Annotated in this window: 15 protein-coding genes and 1 pseudogene; 10 read left to right on the top strand and 6 right to left on the bottom strand. The window is 72.9% G+C overall.

What is annotated here, in order from left to right:
• Positions 1-55 precede the first annotated feature (55 nt).
• Positions 56-1,552: a uracil-xanthine permease family protein gene (locus tag TAE01_RS07600; RefSeq protein WP_147065041.1), complete on the bottom strand. Its 1,497-nt coding sequence runs from the start codon at positions 1,550-1,552 to the stop codon at positions 56-58.
• A 323-nt stretch (positions 1,553-1,875) separates the two neighbouring features.
• Positions 1,876-3,603: a helix-turn-helix domain-containing protein gene (locus TAE01_RS07595; RefSeq protein WP_246111208.1), complete on the bottom strand. Its 1,728-nt coding sequence runs from the start codon at positions 3,601-3,603 to the stop codon at positions 1,876-1,878.
• Positions 3,604-3,772: 169 nt separating this feature from the next.
• On the opposite strand from TAE01_RS07595, the gene TAE01_RS07590 reads away from it, so the two are divergent.
• From TAE01_RS07590 to TAE01_RS07555, 8 genes are all read left to right on the top strand, one after another.
• On the top strand, positions 3,773-4,687 hold the full coding sequence (locus TAE01_RS07590; RefSeq protein ID WP_147065039.1) for an oxamate carbamoyltransferase subunit AllH family protein: 915 nt from the start codon (positions 3,773-3,775) through the stop codon (positions 4,685-4,687).
• Positions 4,680-7,751 carry a bifunctional FdrA/YlbE family protein gene (locus TAE01_RS07585; RefSeq protein ID WP_147065037.1) on the top strand — a complete coding sequence of 1,024 codons (3,072 nt, stop codon included), beginning with the start codon at positions 4,680-4,682 and terminating at the stop codon, positions 7,749-7,751. The genes TAE01_RS07590 and TAE01_RS07585 overlap by 8 nt, the downstream gene beginning before the upstream one ends.
• A 48-nt stretch (positions 7,752-7,799) precedes the next feature.
• Positions 7,800-9,410, top strand: coding sequence for a N,N-dimethylformamidase beta subunit family domain-containing protein (locus TAE01_RS07580; RefSeq protein WP_147065035.1), 1,611 nt, complete (start codon positions 7,800-7,802; stop codon positions 9,408-9,410).
• A gap of 169 nt (positions 9,411-9,579) precedes the next feature.
• Positions 9,580-11,478 carry an ABC transporter transmembrane domain-containing protein gene (locus TAE01_RS07575; RefSeq protein WP_147065033.1) on the top strand — a complete coding sequence of 633 codons (1,899 nt, stop codon included), beginning with the start codon at positions 9,580-9,582 and terminating at the stop codon, positions 11,476-11,478.
• The gene (locus TAE01_RS07570) at positions 11,475-13,508 is read left to right on the top strand and encodes an ABC transporter ATP-binding protein (protein ID WP_147065031.1); all 2,034 of its coding nucleotides are present in this window, start codon (positions 11,475-11,477) and stop codon (positions 13,506-13,508) included. The genes TAE01_RS07575 and TAE01_RS07570 overlap by 4 nt, the downstream gene beginning before the upstream one ends.
• A gap of 151 nt (positions 13,509-13,659) precedes the next feature.
• Positions 13,660-14,919 (top strand): NAD(P)/FAD-dependent oxidoreductase, encoded by a 1,260-nt coding sequence (locus TAE01_RS07565; protein WP_147065030.1) that lies wholly within the window; start codon positions 13,660-13,662, stop codon positions 14,917-14,919.
• A gap of 34 nt (positions 14,920-14,953) precedes the next feature.
• A complete protein-coding gene (locus TAE01_RS07560) occupies positions 14,954-15,820 on the top strand; it encodes a bifunctional methylenetetrahydrofolate dehydrogenase/methenyltetrahydrofolate cyclohydrolase (protein ID WP_147065028.1) in 867 nt (288 codons plus the stop codon).
• 10 nt (positions 15,821-15,830) lie between these two features.
• A complete protein-coding gene (locus TAE01_RS07555) occupies positions 15,831-16,151 on the top strand; it encodes a DUF3017 domain-containing protein (protein WP_147065026.1) in 321 nt (106 codons plus the stop codon).
• Between the two features lie 93 nt (positions 16,152-16,244).
• On the opposite strand, the gene TAE01_RS07550 is transcribed toward TAE01_RS07555, so the two are convergent.
• The 3 genes from TAE01_RS07550 to TAE01_RS07540 form a co-directional block, all read right to left on the bottom strand.
• On the bottom strand, positions 16,245-17,234 hold the full coding sequence (locus TAE01_RS07550) for a malate dehydrogenase (protein ID WP_147065024.1): 990 nt from the start codon (positions 17,232-17,234) through the stop codon (positions 16,245-16,247).
• A gap of 163 nt (positions 17,235-17,397) precedes the next feature.
• Positions 17,398-18,249 carry a hypothetical protein gene (locus tag TAE01_RS07545; RefSeq protein ID WP_147065022.1) on the bottom strand — a complete coding sequence of 284 codons (852 nt, stop codon included), beginning with the start codon at positions 18,247-18,249 and terminating at the stop codon, positions 17,398-17,400.
• Complete coding sequence (locus TAE01_RS07540) at positions 18,246-18,896, bottom strand: SatD family protein (RefSeq protein WP_246111207.1); 651 nt, start codon at positions 18,894-18,896, stop codon at positions 18,246-18,248. The genes TAE01_RS07545 and TAE01_RS07540 overlap by 4 nt, the downstream gene beginning before the upstream one ends.
• Here TAE01_RS07540 and TAE01_RS21190 point away from each other — a divergent pair.
• Positions 18,897-19,400, top strand: a pseudogene (locus TAE01_RS21190) (DUF1800 family protein); the annotation flags it as partial.
• Positions 19,401-19,471: 71 nt separating this feature from the next.
• Positions 19,472-19,666 carry a hypothetical protein gene (locus TAE01_RS07530; protein ID WP_186815094.1) on the top strand — a complete coding sequence of 65 codons (195 nt, stop codon included), beginning with the start codon at positions 19,472-19,474 and terminating at the stop codon, positions 19,664-19,666.
• Positions 19,667-19,672: 6 nt separating this feature from the next.
• Here TAE01_RS07530 and aqpZ read toward each other — a convergent pair whose 3' ends face one another.
• Positions 19,673-20,497: an aquaporin Z gene (gene aqpZ / locus TAE01_RS07525; RefSeq protein ID WP_147065020.1), complete on the bottom strand. Its 825-nt coding sequence runs from the start codon at positions 20,495-20,497 to the stop codon at positions 19,673-19,675.
• Positions 20,498-20,538 lie beyond the last annotated feature (41 nt).

Raw genomic sequence — 20,538 nt, 5'->3', positions numbered from 1 at the left:
CCGATGCGAGATCGGAGGCCCACGGGCCGGTGCTGCGGTGGTGCTGGGTGATGAGTCAGCGGCGGCGCAGGTCCGGTCCGCCCGGCTGGTCCTGGTAGAGGTCGTCGATGCCGTCGGCGTCGCCGTAGTCCCCTTCCCGTTCGCCCAGCGAGATCATCGTGCCTCCTGCGGCGTCGGCGCGGGCACGCAGGTCGGCCGGCGCGAGGGCGCGGGCCACGTGGTAGGCGACGACGGCGACGATCGTGCCGAGCGCGATGCCGCCGAGCGTGAAGTCCGAGGTGAAGACGAGCGACACGTTGCCGATGCCGATGACGATGCCGGCTGCGACCGGGACGAGGTTGATCGGGTTGCCGAAGTCGACCCCGTTCTCCTTCCAGATCTTCGCGCCGAGCAGGCCGATCATGCCGTAGAGCACGACGGTGATGCCGCCGAGGACGCCACCCGGCACCGAGGCCACGAGCGCCCCGAACTTCGGGGAGAGGCCGAAGACGATCGCGACGATCGCGGCGACGTAGTAGGCCGCCGTCGAGTAGACGCGGGTGGCGGCCATGACGCCGATGTTCTCGGCGTACGTCGTCGTGGGCGAACCACCGACCGAGCTCGCGATGACCGTGCCGATGCCGTCGGCGGCGATGGCGCGACCCATGTAGGGGTCGAGGTTGGTCTTGGTCATCTCGGCGACGGCCTTGACGTGACCGGTGTTCTCGGCGATGAGCGCGATGACAGCGGGGAGCACGAGCAGGATCGCCGCGACCGAGAACGACGGCGCGTGGATGCCGACCATGGCCTTGCCGTCGGGGCCGAGCGTGCCGGTCGACGGCGGCAGGCCGAACCACGGCTGGGCCGCGAGGTTGTCGAAGTTCGTGCGGAAGTGCGTCGTGACCTTGCCGGCACCGGCGTCGAACGAGGTGATCTGGCCGAACATCTTGTCGAACAGCCACGAGATGACGTAGCCGAAGATGAGCGCGAGGAACACCGCGATGCGCGAGGCGAAGCCCTTGAAGGCGACCGCGCAGATGATGGTGAACGTCATGACGAGCAGCGCGACCCACTGGTCCTGGGGCCAGTAGATGTTGGCGACGACCGGCGCGAGGTTGAAGCCGATGAGCATGACGACGGCGCCCGTCACGACCGGCGGCAGCACCTTGTGCAGCACCGACGAGCCGACGAAGTGGATCGCCACGCCGACGAGCGCGAGCACGACGCCGGCGACGAGGATGGCGCCGGTGACCTCCTGGGAGGTGCCGCCCTGCGCCCGGATGGCCGCCACGGCACCGACGAAGCTCGCCGACGTGCCGAGGTAGCTCGGGACCTTTCCGTTGACGATCAGCAGGAAGCAGATCGTCGCGATGCCGCTCATCATGATCGCGAGCTGGGGGTTGAGACCCATGACCAGCGGGAAGACGAAGGTCGCCCCGAACATCGCCACGACGTGCTGCGCGCCGAGACCGACCGTCTTGCCCCACGACAGCCGTTCGTAAGGAGCCACGACGTCGTCGGGGCCCATCGTCTTGCCGTCCCCGTGCAGTTTCCAGCCCAAGCCCAAAGCCATTCCGACTCCTATGGTTGCCCCATGCGGTGATGTGGGTCACGTCCCACTCCGGGATGGCCGAAAACTACTACCCACTCAGGGGATTGCGTTCGTCAAACGTTGATACACGCCGCCCGCGCCGCACTGGCATGAGATGACGTATGCCGTGTGGTCCCTCTCCGGCGTCGCGCCCCGCCGGGCGTGGGGCTGGGGACCGGAGGGGGCGTTCCGTGTTCGGACGGGTGAACGGCCGGAGGACCCGGCACGACTCGCCGGACCGAACCGGTGGTGCCGGCCTCCCCCGGAACCGCGCGACACGGCATACGCGACGAGTGGGGCCGCGGTCAGATGCCGCGCATCTGGTGGATCTTGAGCGCGAGGGCGAGCGTCAGGCGCAGGTCGGCGTCGGTCGTGAAGGGGCCGAGGATCTTCTCGAGCTTGCCGATGCGGTAGCGCAGCGTGTTGTAGTGGAAGAAGAGCAGCCGCGCGGTCTCGGCGACGTTCATGTTGGTGTCGATGAGGATGCTCAGGGTCTGGCGCAGCCCGGCGTACTCGGGTGAGTCGTCGGTGGCCAGCTCGCGCAGCGACTCGTGGACGAAACGGCGCAGGTCGGCGCCGTCGGGGATGAGCGCCAGCAGGCGGTAGATGCCGAGGCCGTCGACGTGGGTCAGGGCCCCGTCGCCGTGCATCTGCCGGCCGACGGTGACGGCCGAGAGCGCCTCGTCGTACGCATGGGGCAGGCCGGCCGGCGACGTGATCGGCCGCGACACCCCGGCGGAGAAGGACCGGCGGCCACCGCCACCGTCGCCGCGCACGACCCGGACGTACTCGCCGACGATGCGCATGACCTGCTCGGTCTCCGCCTCGGCCGGGACGCCGATCAGCGCGACGACCTCGCGGCTGAATCCCATGACGGGAGAACGGGCGTCACGCACCGCCACGGCGTGGGTCCAGGCCCGGGCGAAGCGCTGCTGGAGGAAGCGCACCTCGTCGGCGTCGCGGGTCGAGCGGTCGTCGTCCTCGTCGGTCTCGGCGACGACGACGACCATCGGTCGGTCGATGTCCCAGCCGAGCGAGCTCGCGTGGGCGACGGCGTCGGCGGGGGAGCCGGCCCGGCCGGCCAGGGCGTCGCGGAGGAACTCGGCGCGGTACTTGCTCTCGACCGCCGAGACCGCCTGGTCCTTGGTGATGGCGAGGGCGGCGACGGTGGCTGCGCGCTCGAGCAGGCGCACGTCGTCGACGGTGAGGTGCCGGTGGCTGCAGAACGCCATGAGCACGCCGTGGTCGAGGTGGCCGGCGACGATGCGCACGGCGGAGCGGTTGGCCGTCGGCCCGTCGGGGCGCGGCCCCATCGGCTCGGCCTCGGTGAGCAGGCGGCCGGTGCGGTCGAAGCACTCGAGCGACAAGGCGTGGTCGAGCTCGCGCTGCGAGCCGGCGCGCGCGATGACGCGCCCGTCGGTCGTGGTCACCATGGCGGCGCCGTCGAGGAAGCCGACGACCTGCTCGCAGAGGTCGTCGAGGGAGCCGCCGGCGAGGACGATCTGGACGAGCGCGCGGTCGGCGTCCTCGAGCCGGCGCAGGATCGCCGTCTGGTGCTCGAGGATCGCGCTCAGCACCTCGGTGGTGAAGGTGGCGATGTGGTCGAGGGGCACGTCGATGAGCGGCAGGCCGGTCGACTCGGCTGCGGCCACGAGGGCCGCGAGCGGGGTGCCGCTGAGCCCCGAGACGACGAGACCGGCGGCGCCGCCGGTGTCGAGCAGCGCCACAACCTCGCCGAGGGTGGCCGGGTCGCCGTCCTGGTCTGCCAGGGCCGCGGCGTCGGCGAGGACGAGACGGTGGGTCAGGCGGGCGCCCGCGCCCGCGTCCCGCAGGGCCGACCGGAGCTGGGTCGTGCTGTCGACGCTGACGTCGAGCCGGTAGGCGTCGGCGCGGACGACTCCGTGAGCCGTGGCGGCGAGCCCCGCGATGAGCCGCAAGGAGATGCCCGAGACCTCGGGCTCGGGGTCGCCGACGCGCCCCGCGGCTGGCAAGTCACCCTCGGGCAGGGGCGGATCGTTGGCAACTTTCACCATGAGCGCACCATACCCAGCGTCGGTAGCGTCACCGCAACGGTCCGCGTCCGCGGGCCCCGAGGGCGCCCGACCCGGCTCCGGTCAGGGTCAGGGTCACGGCAGGGCGGCACGGGTCACCCGGGTCTTGACGGCTCACCCGGGTCGCACGGGTCTGACGGCGGAGGTGTGGATGGGCGAGGGTCTCGACCTGACGCTGCTGCCGGGCGCCGTGTCGCCGCTCGTCGCCGCCGAGGTCGCGGGAGCGCCGCGGCGCTGCCGGGTGCTGGCGGCGTTCCCGACGTGCCTCTACCTCGACCTCGGCGCGCACGAGCGGGTCCTCGCCGTGCTCGCCTCCGACGCGGTCGCGCTGCCCATCGGGATCCGGCTCGCCGTCCCGTCGACCGAGGTCCGCTGGGGCGTGGAGCCCGGCGCCGAGGTGGTCGTCGGAGGGGGCCGCGTGCGCCTGCCGCGAGCCGACGTGGTCGCCGCGCGGGTGCTGCGGCCGGGCAGGGTGCGTCCTGCGCAGCGCAGGACCGGCGCCGAGGGCGTGCTCCCGGACGCCGGGGTCCTCGGCGACCTCGCCCAGGACCTCACCGCGGCCGCGCTCGCGGGCCGACCGGTCGACCCGGCCGTCCGCGGCCTCGTCGGCGTCGGGCGCGGTCTGACCCCGAGCGGCGACGACGCGCTGTGCGGTGTCCTCCTCACCCTCGGCGCGATCGACCTGCCCGAGTCCCGCTGCGGCCTCTCGTCGGTGCGCACGGCCGTCCTCGGCGCGCTGCCGCTGACGACGAGCCTGTCCGCCGCCCTCCTCGTCGCCGCCGGGACGGGGTATGCCGTGCCGGAGGTCGCGCGCCTCGTCACCCTCGTCGTCGGGGCCGGGTCGGGGGATGCCGCCGTCGCGTCCGGGGCGCCCGCGAGCGCCGAGCGTGCCGACCTCACCGACCTCACCGACCTCACTTACCTCGTCGGTCGGGTGCTCGCCATCGGGCACTCCTCCGGCCACGACCTGCTGTCCGGCGTCAGCGGCGCTCTGCGCGCGGTCGACGCCCACCTGTCCGCCTCCCGAACCCGACCACAACCCCACGAAGGAGCCCACCGTGGCTGACCACGTCGAGCTGAGAACCGGTGCCTACCTCGACTCCGTGACCCTGATGCAGGTGTCGCGCACCGTCGCCGCCGCCCCCGGCGTCGAGGCCGCCCAGGTCGCGATGGCGACCGAGCTGAACCTCGAGGTCATCCGTGGCATGGGGTTCGAGGTGCCGGCATCGGCGCCCAACGACCTCGTCGTCGCCATCCGTGGTGACGAGGGTGGCATCGCTGCCGGCCAGGCTGCCCTGGAGTCTGCTCTCACCCAGACCCGTTCTGCTGCAAGCGGTTCCAGGGATCTAGGCGAGGCACCTGCCGCGCGGACCCTCGGCGGGGCGATCCGGCTCTCGGGGGCGGACCTGGCCCTCGTGTCGGTCCCCGGCGAGCACGCCGTCACCGAGGCCCTCGACGCCGTCCGGGCCGGGGTGTCGGTCATGGTCTTCTCCGACAACGTCTCCGTCGAGGACGAGGTCCGCCTCAAGGACGCCGCGGCGGCCGCCGACGTGCTCGTCATGGGTCCGGACTGCGGCACCGCCGTCGTCGCAGGGGTGGCCCTCGGCTTCGCCAACGTCGTGCAGGCGGGCTCGGTCGGACTCGTCGCGGCCTCCGGCACGGGTGCGCAGCAGGTCATGTGCCTGCTCGACGCCGCAGGTGTCGGGATCAGCCACTGCCTCGGCGTCGGTGGGCGCGACCTGTCGTCCGCCGTCGCGGCCCGCTCGACGCGGCAGGCGCTCGCAGCGCTCGCCGCCGACCCCGAGACGACGTCGATCGTCGTCGTCTCCAAGCCGCCCGCTCCCGAGGTGCTCGCCGACCTCGAGGCGTATGCCGCGACCCTCGGCAAGCCGGTCCACTGGGCCACGCTCGGGGCGGGTCGCCCCGACCTGACGTCCGCGGTCGAGGCCGTTCTGGCCGCCACCGGTCGCGAGGTGCCCGAGCCCTGGCCGTCGTGGAGGCCCGTCGTCCTCGACGAGCAGGTCTCAGATCCTGCCTCGACGACGGAGTCCACTGCGGCGCAGGGCAGCTCGCTTCGCGGTCTGTTCTGCGGAGGCACCCTCGCCGACGAGGCCATGCTCGTGGCCGGCGAGGTCGTCGGTGGCATCCGTTCCAACATCCCGCTGCGGCCCGAGCTCGCCCTCGGCGCCGACCTGCGTGACGCGGGGCACGTCGTCATCGACTTCGGCGACGACGCGATGACCCAGGGCCGCGCCCACCCGATGATCGACCCGTCGCTGCGCCTCGAGCGCATCGCCGCCGAGGCCGCCGACCCGACGTGCGGCGTGCTGCTGCTCGACCTCGTGCTCGGCCACGGCGCGCACGCCGACCCGGCTCCCGAGCTCGCCGACGCCATCCGGTCGGCGCGCGCGACCGCTGCGGCGGACGGTCGCCACCTCGACGTCGTCGTGTCCCTGACCGGCACCGAGGGCGACCCGCAGGGACTGCAGACCAGTGCCGCCCGGCTCGTCGAGGCCGGTGCCGTCGTCGAGCTGTCGAACGCCGCGGCCACGCGCACGGCCCTGCGCCTGCTCGGCCACGACGTGAGCGCGCCGTCGACGGGTGGAAGTGCCCACTCGACGGGTGGAAGTGCCCACTCGACGGGGGAGAGTGCCCACTGGGCGGGGGTCGGGTCCCAGGCGGCCGCAGCCGGGGAGCCGCTCCACGCACTGCTCAGCCGCGACGTCTCCGTCGCGGCGGCGGGCGTGTCGCTCTTCTCGGACGCCCTTCGTGCCCAGGCGGTCCCGGTCACCGAGGCGGCGTGGCAGCCGCCGATGGCAGGCACCGCAGCCGACCTCGGTCGCGTCCTCGCCGACTCGCGGCGCGAAGCCGCCAACGCCGAGGCGCTGCGCCGGATGACCGCCGCCGGAGCCGACCTCGTCGACGTCCGACCGGCACACGAGGCGCTCGGCCTGGAGCGCGGCACCTTCCTGCACGCGGGTCCTCCGATCGAGTTCGCCCGCGCCTCCGGGCCGCTCAAGGGCGCGCTCATCGGGGCCATGCTCTTCGAAGGCCTCGCCGACACCGCCGAGGAGGCCGAGGCCAAGCTGGAGAGGGGTGACGGCATCACCCTCGAGCCGTGCCACCACCGCGACGCCGTCGGACCGATGGCCGGCGTCATCAGCCCGTCCATGTGGGTCTACGAGCTGCGCGACGAGGTGCACGACAACACGTCGTGGTGCTCGCTCAACGAGGGTCTCGGCAAGGTGCTGCGTTACGGCGCCTACGGGCCCGAGGTCATCGACCGGCTGCGGTGGATGAACACCGTGCTCGGCCCGATCCTCCAGCAGGCGGTGCGGGCCCGCGTCGAGCAGCAAGGGTCGATCGACATCAAGGCGATCATCGCCCAGATGCTCCAGATGGGCGACGAGGGCCACAACCGCAACCGTGCCGGCTCGCTCATGCTGCTGCGCGAGCTGCTCCCGACGATGATCACGGCCGACGCGTCCTCGACCGACGTGGCCGAGGCGGTGCGCTTCTCGGGTGCCAACGAGCACTTCTTCCTCAACCTCGGCATGCCGGCCTGCAAGCTGAGCACCCTTGCCGCCCATGGCATCCCGGGGTCCTCGGTCGTGACGACCATGGCGCGCAACGGCACCGACTTCGGCATCCGCGTGTCGGGCACGGGCGACGCCTGGTTCACCGGGCCGGCCAACACCCCCGAGGGACTCTTCCTCGGCTCCTACGGTCCTGACGACGCCAACCCCGACATCGGCGACTCGGCGATCACCGAGACGGCCGGTATCGGTGGCTTCGCGATGGCCGCGGCCCCGGCGATCGTGAAGTTCGTCGGCGGTGACGTGCCGTTCGCGCTCCGGGCCACGCAGACGATGTACGAGATCACGGTGGGGGAGCACACGGCATACCAGGTGCCGATCCTCGAGTTCCGCGGCACCCCGACCGGCATCGACGTCGCGGCGGTGGCCCGGACCGGCATCCTGCCCCAGATCAACACCGGCATGGCCGGGCGGGTCGCGGGCACGGGCCAGGTCGGCGCGGGGCTCGTGACACCCCCGGCGCAGTGCTTCACCCAGGCCCTCGGCGACCTCGCGGCACGCAGTGACGAGGGCCTGCCGACGCCGGCGCGCTGAGGTCCCGGCCTTCGGGCTTCGCTCAGGCGCTCCTCCTAGGCTCAGGTCATGGGGGAGACGAGCGGAGCCCGGGGACCGTCGAGGCGAGCCCTCCTGACCGGGGCCGGGGCGCTGGCGCTCGGCGCGTGCACGGGCGGCGGGTCGCCGGCGGCGACGGGCTCGGGGCCGGCCGGTACGACGACGCCCTCCGCCTCGGGCGGCTCTGCGTCCTCGGGCGCGACCGCGGCACCAGCCGGGGGTCCCGGCTGGGTCCGTGCCGAGAACGCGCGGGCGGGCACGACGGCCTGGCGCATCGACCCGGCGCACCTCGCCTCGGAGACCGAGCTGGCCGGCTACACCGACACCGTGAGCGTGCTGCCCGGCGAGACGTTCGGCCTGCACCTCAGCTCGGCCCTGGGTCCCGTGACGGTCCGGGCCTACCGCCTCGGCAGCTACGGCGGCACGGGAGCCCGCGAGGTCTGGGCCTCCGGCGCGGTTCCGGCGCACCGGCAGCCCGGACCGGCCACGGACGGCCTGCACACCGTGCGGTGCACCTGGCCCGAGTCCCTGCGCATCCGGACGGACGGGTGGCCCGAGGGCAGCTACCTGCTGCTGCTCGAGGCCGGCGGCCGGGCGAAGTACGTGCCGATGGTCGTCCGCTCCCGCACGACCGCCGGTCGCCTCGTGCTCGTCTCGGCGGTCACCACCCACCAGGCGTACAACCAGTGGGGCGGCTACTCCCTCTACAAGGGCCCCGACAAGAGCTTCGCGACGCGGGCGAGCGCGGTGACGTTCGACCGGCCCTACGACCGCAACGGTGCGCCCCTCGTCCTGGCCTACGAGCAGGGCGTCGTCCTCGTCGCCGAGGGCCTCGACCTCGACCTGGCCTACGTCACGTCGGTGGACCTGCACCGTGAGCCCGACCTCCTCGCCGGGGCCCACGGCCTCGTCTCGCCCGGCCACGACGAGTACTGGACCGTCCCCATGCGCCGGCACGTCGAGGCGGCCCGGGACGCCGGCGTCAACCTCGCCTTCCTCGGGGCCAACGCCGTCTACTGGCGCGCCCGCCTCTCGACCGACGGCCGGCTCGTCACGTGCTACAAATCCGCGACGGCCGACCCGCAGCGGGGCAGCGCCGAGACGACGGCGCAGTGGCGGCAGGCACCGCACCCCGATCCCGAGAACTCGCTGACCGGCATGCTCTACGAGGCGTTCCCGGCCGAGGCCGACCTCGTCGTGCACGACCCCGGCTTCTTCCTCCTCGCCGGCACGGGCGCGGTCCGCGGGGGCACGTATGCCGGTCTCGTCGCCACCGAGATCGACCGCGCCTACCCGATCGCGGGCACTCCCACCAACCTGCAGATCGTCGCGCACTCGCCGGTGCCGCAGTTCCGCAAGGCCGACACCCACTCGGACATGACGTACTACTCCACGGCGGGCGGCGCCGGTGTCTTCTCCGTGGGCACGTTGGCCTGGACCGCCGGGATGCGGGGCGCACGGAGCAGGCCGCGCATCGACGCGCGTGCGGCCGCCTTCGCCCGGACGGTCACGAGCAACCTCTTCCACGCCATGGCCGCCGGACCGATGGGCCACGCGCACCCGGCCCGCGGCAACCTCGCATCGGTCGGGGCCTCGGCGAGCACGGGCACGGGCACCGGTGGCCCGGTGGCCACGGCCTGAGCCGACAGCGCCGCGCCCGGCAGGCCAGGGCGAGCAGCAGGAGCAGCGCGAACAGCACGCCGAGCCACGACGAGCCACGACGAGCCACGACGAGCCCGGTCCGCCCTGGGCGAATCGTCGGGAAAATGGGTGGGGGCCGGTCGGTGCACCCACCTAGGGTGGACAGGCCATGCGAGACTTCCCGCCCGAGACCCGGGCCTACACCGACCGCGGCGCCGACGCGCCCGACACCCGCTCGCCGCGGGCCTTCCTCTGGTGGATGGTGCGGCAGAACGGCGGCCTGTTCTGGGTCGGTCTGCTCGTGGCGCTCATCTGGATGGTGCCGCAGACGGTGGGCCCCTGGATGGTGGGGCGGGCCATCGACACCGGCATCGTCGCGGGCGACTCCGCGTCCACCACCCGGTGGGTGCTGGCCCTGGCGGCCGTGACGGTGTTCGGCGCGGCGAGCGGCATCGCCTTCCACACCGTCATCGTGCGCGAGTGGCTCATCGCCCTGTACGGCACGACGAAGCTCGTGACGCGCAAGGCGCTGCAGCTCGGCCACGTGCTCACGCGGCGCACCCCCACTGGTGAGGTGCTGTCCGTCTCGGGCAGCGACGGCGACCAGTTCGGCGCCCTCATGGAGATCACGACCCGGGCGATCTCGCAGCTCGCCGCCTACCTCGTCGTGGCCGCCATCGTGCTGAGCACGTCGGTGCGCATGGGCGTGCTCGTGCTCGTGTCGGCCCCGCTGCTCGTGCTGCTCGGCACGCCGCTGCTGCGTCCGATGCAGCGATGGCAGGGCGTCGAGCGCTCGCGCAACTCGGAGCTGACGTCGATGGCGACCGACATCGTCGGCGGCCTGCGCATCCTGCGCGGGATCGGCGGCGAGGAGACGTTCGGCGGCAACTACGCCGGACAGTCGCAGCGCGTGCGCCAGTCGGGGGTCGCGGCCGGGCGCTGGCTCGCGGCCGTCGAGTCCGTCGGCGTCCTGCTCTCAGGCGGGTTCGTCGTGGCCCTGATGTGGCTCGGCACGCGTGAGGTCGCGCAGGGGCGCCTGTCCGTCGGGCAGCTCGTCAGCTTCCTCGGCTACGGCCTCTTCCTCATCCAGCCGATGCGCACGTTCGTCGAGTTCGCCCAGAAGTGGACCCGCTCGGTCGTCTCGGCGCGCAAGGCGATCGCCGTCTTCTCCCAGCGTCCGCCGTGGGTGCACCCGGACGAGCCGGCCTCCCTCGACACCTCCGCCGTCATCGTCGACGCCGAGTCCGGGGCGAGCATCCGCCCCGGGGTCCTGACGATGGTCGTCTCGGCCGTGCCCGACGACTCGGCCGCCCTCGCCGACCGACTCGGGCGCTACCTGCCCAGCGAGGAGGGAGCGCTCGTCAGCGACGAGATCCCCGAAGAGCTCAAGGGCCGGGCGGCGCGCCGGGAGCGCTCGGCCCGGGCCCGCGCCCGCGAGGAGCAGGCCCGGCGCGACGAGGAGCGCGCTCGCCAGCCGTGGGGCGTCACCGTCGGCGGGGTCGACCTGTCCCGCGTCGAGCTCGACGACGTCCGCCGGCACATCCTCGTCAGCGACACCTCGCCACAGGTCTTCGCCGGGACGCTGCGCTCGGCCGTCGACCCGCTGGGCCGGCTGACCCGCGAGCAGGCCGAGCGCGCCCTCCACACCGCGGCGGCCGACGACGTCTTCGACGCGTTGCCCGGCGGTTGGCAGGGAGAGCTGGAGGAGCGTGGTCGGGGCCTGTCCGGTGGGCAGCGCCAGCGGCTCGTCCTCATGCGCGCCCTCGCGGCGGACGCCGACATCCTCGTCCTCGTCGAGCCCACCTCCGCCGTCGACGCGCACACCGAGGCCCGGATCGCCGCCCGCCTCGGCGAGCACCGCGCCGGGCGCACGACGGTCGTCATGACCGCGTCGCCGCTGCTGCTCCACCATGCCGACGAGGTCATCCTGCTCGAGTCCGGAGTGGCCACCGCCCACGGGCGGCACGCCGACCTGCTGGCGGACTCGGCGGCCTACCGCTCCGTGGTCGTGCGCGGCGCAGACCCCGACCCGGCCGCCCTCACGCACCTCTCGGAGGAGTCATCATGAGCCGCGCCGACAGCTCGGTCGAGACGACCGGAGCCCCGGCGACCCCCCTCGGCGCGGTCCAGCCCACCTCCGCGCACCGGTCCTCCCTGCTGCCCGAGGCCCTGGCCGCCGAGTCGGCACGCACGTGGGACGCCGCGACCGTGACCCCCGCCGTCCCGGAGGAGCTGCACCCGCCGGACTCGGCGTCGGTGGTCGAGCGCATCGCCGCGCTGCGCCGCCGTCACCTGCTCCGGGAGCGTCGCGCGCAGGAGTTCGTCGCCGACACGATGAACGCCCGCACCGGTCTGCCCATCGCCGACAACCGGCGCGTCGTCCGATTCCTTCGCGACCTCCTCTCGCAGGAGTGCCTGCTCGTGGTCGCCGTCATCGTCGCCAACGCGCTCGCCGCGACCGCCGGGCTGCTCGTCCCGCGGCTGCTCGGCGAGCTCGTCGACTCGACCGTCGCCGACGTCCGGGCCGGCCGGGTCGACGCCGCGCTGGCCGGGGCCAACTCGGCCGCGCTCGTGGTCGCCGGGCTCGTCGTCGTCCAGAGCAGCTTCACGCTCGCCGCGAAGTTCTCCTCGACCGTCCTCGGCCAGAGCGTGCTCGCCACCGCACGCGAGTACATCGTCCGCGCCATCCTGCGTCTGCCCCTGTCGCGCGTCGAGAGCGCGAGCTCCGGCGACCTCGTCACGCGCGTCACGCGCGACGTCGGCACGATGAGCGAGAGCGTGCGCTGGGCCCTGCCCGAGGCGATCGTCGCGAGCATCACCGTCGTCCTGACGCTCGTCGCCATGCTGAGCAACTCGGCACTGCTGTCGCTCCCGTCGATCGTGCTCATGTCACTCGCGCTCTTCCAGGTGCGCCGCTACCTGACGCGGGCGCCGAAGGGCTACCTCACCGAGGGCGGGACCTACTCCCGCATCAACACCGCGCTCACCGAGACGGTCGAGGGCGCCCGCACCGTCGAGGCGCTCGGGCTCTCGGGCCACCGCCTGCGCCGCGGTGACGAGGACATCGAGGTCTCGGGGCAGGCCGAGCGCTACACGATGACGCTGCGCAACCTGCTCTTCGTCGTCATGGACGTCGCCTTCAGCCTCCCGCGTGTGCTCGTGCTCCTGCTCGGGGCCATCGGGTATGCGCAGGGCTGGGCCACGCTCGGACAGATCACGACCGCGATCCTCTACACCGAGGCGCTCTGGGGCCCGTTCGACATGCTCGTGCACACCGTCGACCGCGTGCAGGTGGGCATCGCCTCGACGACGCGTCTGCTCGGCATCGCCACGGTGCCGCCCGACCGCGAGGCGGCCGACGACCGGCCGACCGGGCCCGAGCTCGTCGGCACCGACCTGCGCTACGCCTACCGGCCCGGGCACGACGTGCTGCACGGCATCGACCTCGACCTCACGACCGGGGAGCGGCTGGCCATCGTCGGGCCGAGCGGCTCGGGCAAGTCGACGCTGGGGCGTCTGCTCTCCGGCATCCACGGTCCGCGTACCGGCTCGGTCACGGTGGGGGGCGTCGAGCTGACGTCGCTGCCCCTCGACGCGCTGCGCACCGAGGTCGCGCTCGTGACGCAGGAGCACCACGTCTTCATCGGCTCGGTGCGCGACAACGTCGTGCTCGCGCGGGAGGGCTCGTCCGACGAGCAGGTCCGCGAGGCGCTCCGTGCCGTCGACGCGCTCGACTGGGTCGAGCGGCTGCCCGACGGGCTCGACACCAAGCTCGGCTCGGGACACCAGGTGCTGACGCCGGGGCGCGCGCAGCAGATCGCGCTCGCCCGTCTCATCCTCGCCGACCCGCACACGATCGTCCTCGACGAGGCGACCTCGCTCATCGACCCGCGCACCGCTCGTCACCTCGAGGGGTCGATGAACGCCCTGCTCACGGGCCGCACGGTCGTCGCCATCGCGCACCGCCTGCACACCGCGCACGATGCCGACCGCATCGCGGTCGTCATCGACGGGCAGGTGGCCGAGCTCGGCAGCCACGACGAGCTCGTCGTCCGCGACGGGGAGTATGCCGCCCTCTGGCGAGCCTGGACCTCCTGACCCGACCTCCTGACCCGACATCTTCGGGTCGAGTGGCCCCGGACCCTCCTCCGTCGCTCGACGGCACGCGCCGACCGTGTGACGACGGGGCCACTCGACGGGGAGGGTGGCAGGTCTCGACGGGCACCTGCTCGCATGTGAAGGTGTGCTCATGAGCACTGACACGGACGGACAGCAGGAGCGCACGGCATACGTCATCGTCGGCGGCGGTCTGGCGGCGGCCAAGGCCGTCGAGGGCATCCGGGAGACCGACAGCGACGGCGAGATCGTCCTCGTCACCGAGGAGGACCGCCTGCCCTACGAGCGGCCGCCGCTGTCCAAGGCGGTGCTCAAGGGCGAGGACGAGATGGAGACCGCCTACACGCACGACCGCGACTGGTACTCCGAGCAGAAGGTCGAGCTGCGCCTCGGCACGCCGGCCACCTCGCTCGACGCCGAGAAGCACGCGCTGACCCTCGCCGACGGCGGGTCGCTCTCGTACGACAAGCTGCTCATCGCCACCGGGTCGTCGGCCCGTGCGCTCGACGTGCCCGGCGCCAACCTCGACGGCGTGCTCTACCTCCGCGAGATGCAGGAGTCCGAGGCCCTCAAGGCCCGGTTCACGGACGGTGCCCGCATCGTCGTCGTCGGTGCCGGCTGGATCGGTCTCGAGGTCGCCGCGGCCGCCCGCGAGGCGGGCTGCAGCGTCACCGTCATCGAGCCGCAGGCGGCCCCGCTCCTCGGGGTCATGGGCGAGCAGGTCGGCGGGTGGTTCGCCGACCTGCACCGCGGTCACGGCGTCGAGTTCCGCTTCGGCGAGGGTGTCGAGCGCCTCGAGGGCGAGACGTCCGTGACGGGCGTCGTCACGAAGTCCGGCGACACCGTCCCCGCCGACGCGGTCGTCGTGGGAGTCGGGATCACCCCCAACACGGGCCTCGCCGAGGGCGCCGGCATCGGGACGGCCAACGGCATCACGACCGACGAGGCGCTGCGCACCTCGGCCGAGGGCGTGTGGGCCGCCGGCGACGTCGCGAGCTGGCGCAGCACCGCGCTCGACACGCACGTCCGCGTCGAGCACTGGGCCAACGCCAACGACGGCGGGCTGGCGGCGGGCCGATCCATGGCCGGCCAGGACGTCACCTACGACCCGATCCCGTTCTTCTTCTCCGACCAGTACGACATCGGGCTGGAGTACGCCGGCTACGTCCCCCGCGGGAGCGACGCCGAGGTCGTGCTGCGCGGCGAGCCGTCGAGCAACGAGTTCATGGCGTTCTGGGTGGTGCCCGAAGGTGACGGCGTCCGGGTGCTCGCGGGCATGCACGTCAACGTGTGGGACACCATCGACGACGTGCAGCGCCTCGTGCGCGACCGCGCGGTCGTGGACCGCGACCGCCTCGCCGACCCGAAGGTGCCCCTCGGCGACCTGACCTGAACGTGTCGCGACCCGGGGTGGCAGGATGTCCCTCGTGACGGCACAGATCCTCGACGGCAAAGCCACCCTCAAGGCGATCAAGGTGGAGCTGACCCAGCGGGTCGCCCGCTTGCGTGAGCGGGGGGTCGTTCCGGGACTCGGCACCGTCCTCGTCGGCGACGACCCGGGCAGCCACTGGTACGTCAACGCCAAGCACAAGGACTGCGCGGAGCTGGGGATCACGAGCCTGCGGCGCGACCTGCCGGCGACGGCTACCCAGGCCGAGGTCGAGGCCGCCATCGACGAGCTCAACGCCGACGCCGCGTGCACCGGCTTCCTCGTGCAGCAGCCGACGGGTCTCGACGAGATGGCGCTGCTCTCGCGCGTCGACCCGTCGAAGGACGTCGACGGCCTGCACCCGATGAACCTCGGCTGGCTCGCCCTCGGAAAGCACGCGCCGCTGCCGTGCACGCCGATGGGCTGCATCGAGCTGCTCCGCCGGCACGAGGTGCCGATCGCGGGCGCCAAGGTCGTCGTCATCGGCCGCGGCCTGACGGTGGGCCGCCCGCTCGGCCTCATCCTGACGCGCAAGAGCGAGAACGCGACCGTGACGTTGTGCCACACCGGCACCAAGGACCTGGCTGCCGAGGTGCGCCAGGCCGACATCGTCATCGCGGCGGCGGGGGTGCCCGGCATCGTCACGAAGGACATGGTCAAGCCGGGTGCCGCGGTGCTCGACGTCGGTGTCAGCCGCGTGGACGGCAAGATCGCCGGCGACGTCGCGCTCGACGTCGCCGAGGTGGCCGGCTGGGTCAGCCCCAACCCCGGCGGCGTGGGTCCGATGACGCGCGCGATGCTGCTCACCAACATCGTCGAGGCAGCCGAGGCCCAGATGGCGGCCTCGACCGCCACGGGCGTCTGAGTCGGCCCCGATGCAGTGGCGAGGTAGCGGCTTCGTCGTCCTCGGCTGGTGGTATCTCGTTGCCGGCCTGGCCGCTGCGGGTGTGTTCGTCATCGCCTTCCTCGACGTGCGGTGGGGTGGCCGCATCATGGCCGCCGCCTTCTTCGTGGGGGCGCTGATCCGGCTCGTCGCGCGTCCGGCACGGAGGGCTGGCGGGCTCAACGTGCGTTCCCGAGGTCTTGACGTCGCCATCCTGCTGGCCCTGGGTCTCGGAGTGCTCGTCGCCTCGGCGACCGTCAACCTCCGAGCCGACGGGCCGGACCGGACCCAGGTCAGCCGCTCCTCCCGCTGACACGCCTGCGGTCGGCCGGGGCTCAGGCCGGTTGCACGACGAGGGCGCCGCCCACCTCGCGGTGGACGGCGCCCTTCGACGTGAGCGGTCGGCTCAGATGAGGCCGAGACCCTTGACGGCGTCGCGCTCCTCGGCGAGCTCGGCGACCGAGGCGTTGATCTTGCCGCGCGAGAAGTCGTCGATCTCGAGGCCCTGGACGATGCTCCACGCGCCGTCCTTGACGGTGACGGGGAAGGAGGAGATGAGACCCTCCTGCACGCCGTAGGAGCCGTCGGAGCGCACGGCCATCGAGACCCAGTCGCCGTCGGCCGTGCCCTGCACCCACGTGCGGGCGTGGTCGATGGTGGCCGAGGCGGCCGACGCGGCCGAGCTCGCACCGCGCGCCTCGATGATCGCCGCGCCGCGCTTGGCGACGGTCGGGATGAAGGTGCCGGCGAGCCAGTCCTGGTCACCGACGGCCTCGGCGGCGTTGCGGCCGCCGACCTCGGCGTGGAAGAGGTCGGGGTACTGCGTGGCGGAGTGGTTGCCCCAGATCGTCATCTTCTTGATCTCGGTGACCGGCACGCCGAGTTTGGCGGCGAGCTGGCTGATCGCGCGGTTGTGGTCCAGGCGCGTCAGGGCCGAGAAGCGCTCGGTGGGGATGTCGGGGGCGTTGCTCATGGCGATGAGCGCGTTGGTGTTGGCCGGGTTGCCGGTGACGGTGATGCGGATGTCGTCGGCCGCGACCTCGTTGAGGGCCTTGCCCTGGGGGGCGAAGATGCCGCCGTTGGCCTCGAGGAGGTCACCGCGCTCCATGCCCGGACCGCGGGGGCGCGCGCCGACGAGGAGGGCGTGGTTGACGCCGTCGAAGACCTTCGTCGCGTCGTCGCCGATCTGCACGCCGGCGAGCGTCGGGAAGGCGCAGTCGTCGAGCTCCATGACGACACCCTCGAGCGCCTTGAGCGCGGGGGTGATCTCGAGCAGACGCAGCTCCACCGGGGTGTCGGGCCCGAGGAGGGCGCCGCTCGCGATGCGGAACAGGAGGCTGTAGCCGATCTGGCCGGCGGCGCCGGTGACGGCGACCTTGACGGGGGTAGTGCTCACAGGTAGGCCCTTCACATCGGTGTGGCGCTGGACGCTCCGACGCTACCAGTGCGGGTGTGCTCGGCCGGACGCGCATCCGTGCTCCGCGGGGGCCCGTCCGCACGTGGGGACGGGCGGCGTGACGACGATCACGCGCAGGCCCCGGTGGGTGCCTCGGACGGTGTCAGACGGTGAGGGCGAGGGAGCCCAGGGCGATGAGCCAGCTGACGAAGCTGCCGACGAGGAAGTACTCGGTGACGTCGTCGATGCCCGCCGGACCGCCGGGATAGGAGCCGTGCGGACCGGAGCCGGTGGCTGCTGCGCCGTTGCCGCGGGCGGCCGCCTGGATCTCGGGGAAGCGGAGCAGCCCCTTGGCGGCGATGACGAGACCGGCGGCCCCGAACTCCCCGGCGACGCCGAGCCCGAGGATGACGAGCCGCTCCATCGGCCCGAGCAGCCGGCCGCCCTTGAGCCGGTCGGCGGGCTGGCCCTGGGCCGGGGGAGTGGCGCTGCCGGCGAGTGCGGCTGCGGCCGCCGCGGCGGCATTCGCGTCGGTGACGTCGGAGGGGCGAAGGGCGCCGATGGTGAGCAGGACGAGGCGCACGATGATGTTGGCCGTCGCGACGTTGAAGAGCGCGAGCCCGGTGAACAGCAGCACGCGCCCGACCGGGAGCGGACCGTGACCGGGCAGGTCGGCCCACGCCAGCCACGTGGCCAGCACCCCGCCGGGGTGGGACGCGGCCCCGGAGAAGGCGAGGAGGCCGACGACCGTGCCGGCGAAGACCGCGAGCGCCGCGAGCGCGGCACGCCCCGTCATCTGGGTGCGCCGGGACAGCTCGGCCCAGGCCGCCCCCGCGGCGGCGGCGAGGACGAGGGCGAGCAGGTCGGCCCAGGAGCTCAGCCCGGCGAGCAGGGCGAGCGCCAGGATGACGACGGGCGCGACGACGTGCCCGACGACGCGGCCCGGCCGCCACGAGGTCGACCGGACGATGTCGCCGACGCCGAGGCCGACGAGGACGACGGACAGCCAGGTCACGGCAGGCCCCCGAGCGTCGCCATCGCCTCGAGCGCGACCCCGATGCCGTCGCGGCGCACGCGCTGCGACACCGCGGACGGGCTGATGCCGACCCGGTCTGCGACGTCGTGCTGGGCGAGGCCGTGCATGAGTCCTCCGAGGATCTCGCGTGAGGTGGTCGACATGGAGCCAACCATGAAGTCCAGACAATCGAGGGCTGCGCGGACCGCTGCCACCGTGGCCTCGGGCTCGTCAGGGGCGAGGTATGCCGTCCGCGACGTCCGCGTCTGCGCTCGCTGCGCTCGGTCCTCCGCGGTCGTGATGGCCTCGCGAGCAGCCCAGTAGGCCGGGCCGTCGTGGATGCCGCGCACGGGGTCCAGCGTCGAGACCGCCCCGCGCCCGAGGCCGAAGCGCATGTCGGCCCGGGGGAAGAGCTCGGCTCGCACGACGAAGCTCGCCCGCAGGGCCGCGCCGAGCGTGGGGTAGACGCCCTGGAACTCGTCTCCCACGGTGATGACGGCAGGGTCCTCGATCGGCACCTGCGTGTTGGCGCGGGCGATGGCGGCTTCGAAGGCGTCGTGCAACGCCTGGCGTTGCCGGTGGGTCCGGGACTCGACGATGTCGCCGATGAGCGCCACCGGTGAAGCCGTGCTCTCACGTTGAGTCATATGAAGATCATAACTTCATATGCGTCGATTGAAGACTCTTGCTTCAGATCTGCTGCTGACGGGGTCGCGACGGCCCCGATGACTGAAATGTCCGATTCGGCCCCTCGGCCCCAACCGGTCCGTACCGTCGGGAGCATGGACGCGCACCTTCCCGGTTCACTGCCCGGAGCCTCGCCGGCGCGGCGACGCGTGCTCTCCGCGCTCGGCGGCGGGGCCGCGCTCGCCGTGGCCTCGGGGACGCGAGCCTCGGCCGCGACGACGTCGGCGCCGAGCGCGATGGTGGCCGCCACGACGACCGATCCCGTGCTGCACCTGCTCCGCCGCGCCACGTTCGGCCCGACCCCGGCACTCGTCGCCGAGGTCCGCGCCACCGGGACGACGGCCTGGCTCGACGCTCAGCTGGCGCCGCTGACGAAGGTCCCGGACGCGACCATGGACGCCGTGCTCAAGCGCTGGCCGCGACTGGCGTGGAAGACGTGGGAGGTCCGCGAGAAGCTCGAGGGCGGCGACCAGTGGACCGTCATGATGGACCTGCTCGAGTCGCACGTGGCGCGGGCCCTCTCATGGGCGGCGGCGTGCGCGGAGGCAAGGTCTACGGCCGCTGGCCGGGCCTGGCCGCCGCCAACCTCGACAACGGCGACCTCGCGGGCACGACCGACTACCGCACGATCCTCGCCGAGGCCCTCGAGCAGCGGGCGAAGCTGTCGTCGTCGACGGTGTTCCCGCTGCTCGCGGCCGACCGGTTGGGGATGTTCGCCGCGAAGGCCTGAACCGGCTCAGTCGGTGGAGTCGACGTCGAGGATCGGGCGTCCCTCGGCGTCGACCGCCGCGTTGTCGACCATGTCGGTCGAGCCGCTGATGTCCATGTCGTCGCGGCGCTCGCCGGTGATCCAGGCGAAGGTCGAGCCGGCGATGAGGCCGCCGACGACCGGCGCGACCCAGAAGACCCAGAGCTGTCCGACGGCCCCGTTGCCGTTGAAGAAGGCGACGGCGGTCGACCGGGCCGGGTTGATCGAGGCGTTGCTGATCGGGATGGCGACGAGGTGCGCCAGCAGCAGCCCGAAGCCGATGGCGAGCGGCGCGAAACCCCTGGGGGCGTCGTCCTTGGTCGCGCCGAGGATGATGTAGACGAAGAAGGCCGTCACGAGGGCCTCGACGATGAGCACGCCGCCGAGGGCGAAGCCGCCGGGGGAGTGGTCGCCGAAGCCGTTGGCCGCGAGGTTGCCCGTCACCGGCCGACCGGTCGAGGACAGCAGGCCCGCGAGCGCCCCTCCTGCCAGGAGGCCACCGACCAGCTGCGCGCCGACGTAGGCCGGGACGTCGCGCCACTCGAAGCGCTTCGCGACGGCGATGCCGATGGTGACGGCCGGGTTGAAGTGGGCTCCCGAGACGTGTCCCACGGCATACGCCATGGTTGTGACGGCGAGGCCAAAGGCGATGGCGACGCCGAGGTGGCCGATGCCCAGCTGGACCGACTGGCCGTCGAGGGCCTGCACGGCGAACTTCGCGTTGAAGATGGCCGACCCGCAGCCGATGAAGACCAGCCAGAAGGTCCCGAGGGCCTCGACCGCGAGGCGCGAACTCATCTTGGGGGTGTACATCGGGCTCCTCCAGTGGGGTCGTCGAGGCCGAACCACCCGGG

Source organism: Terrabacter aerolatus (genome assembly GCF_007991735.1).
Classification (GTDB): Bacteria; Actinomycetota; Actinomycetes; order Actinomycetales; family Dermatophilaceae; genus Terrabacter; species Terrabacter aerolatus.
Note: the sequence above shows the minus strand (reverse complement) of the source record. Positions and strands in the feature narration are given on the sequence as shown.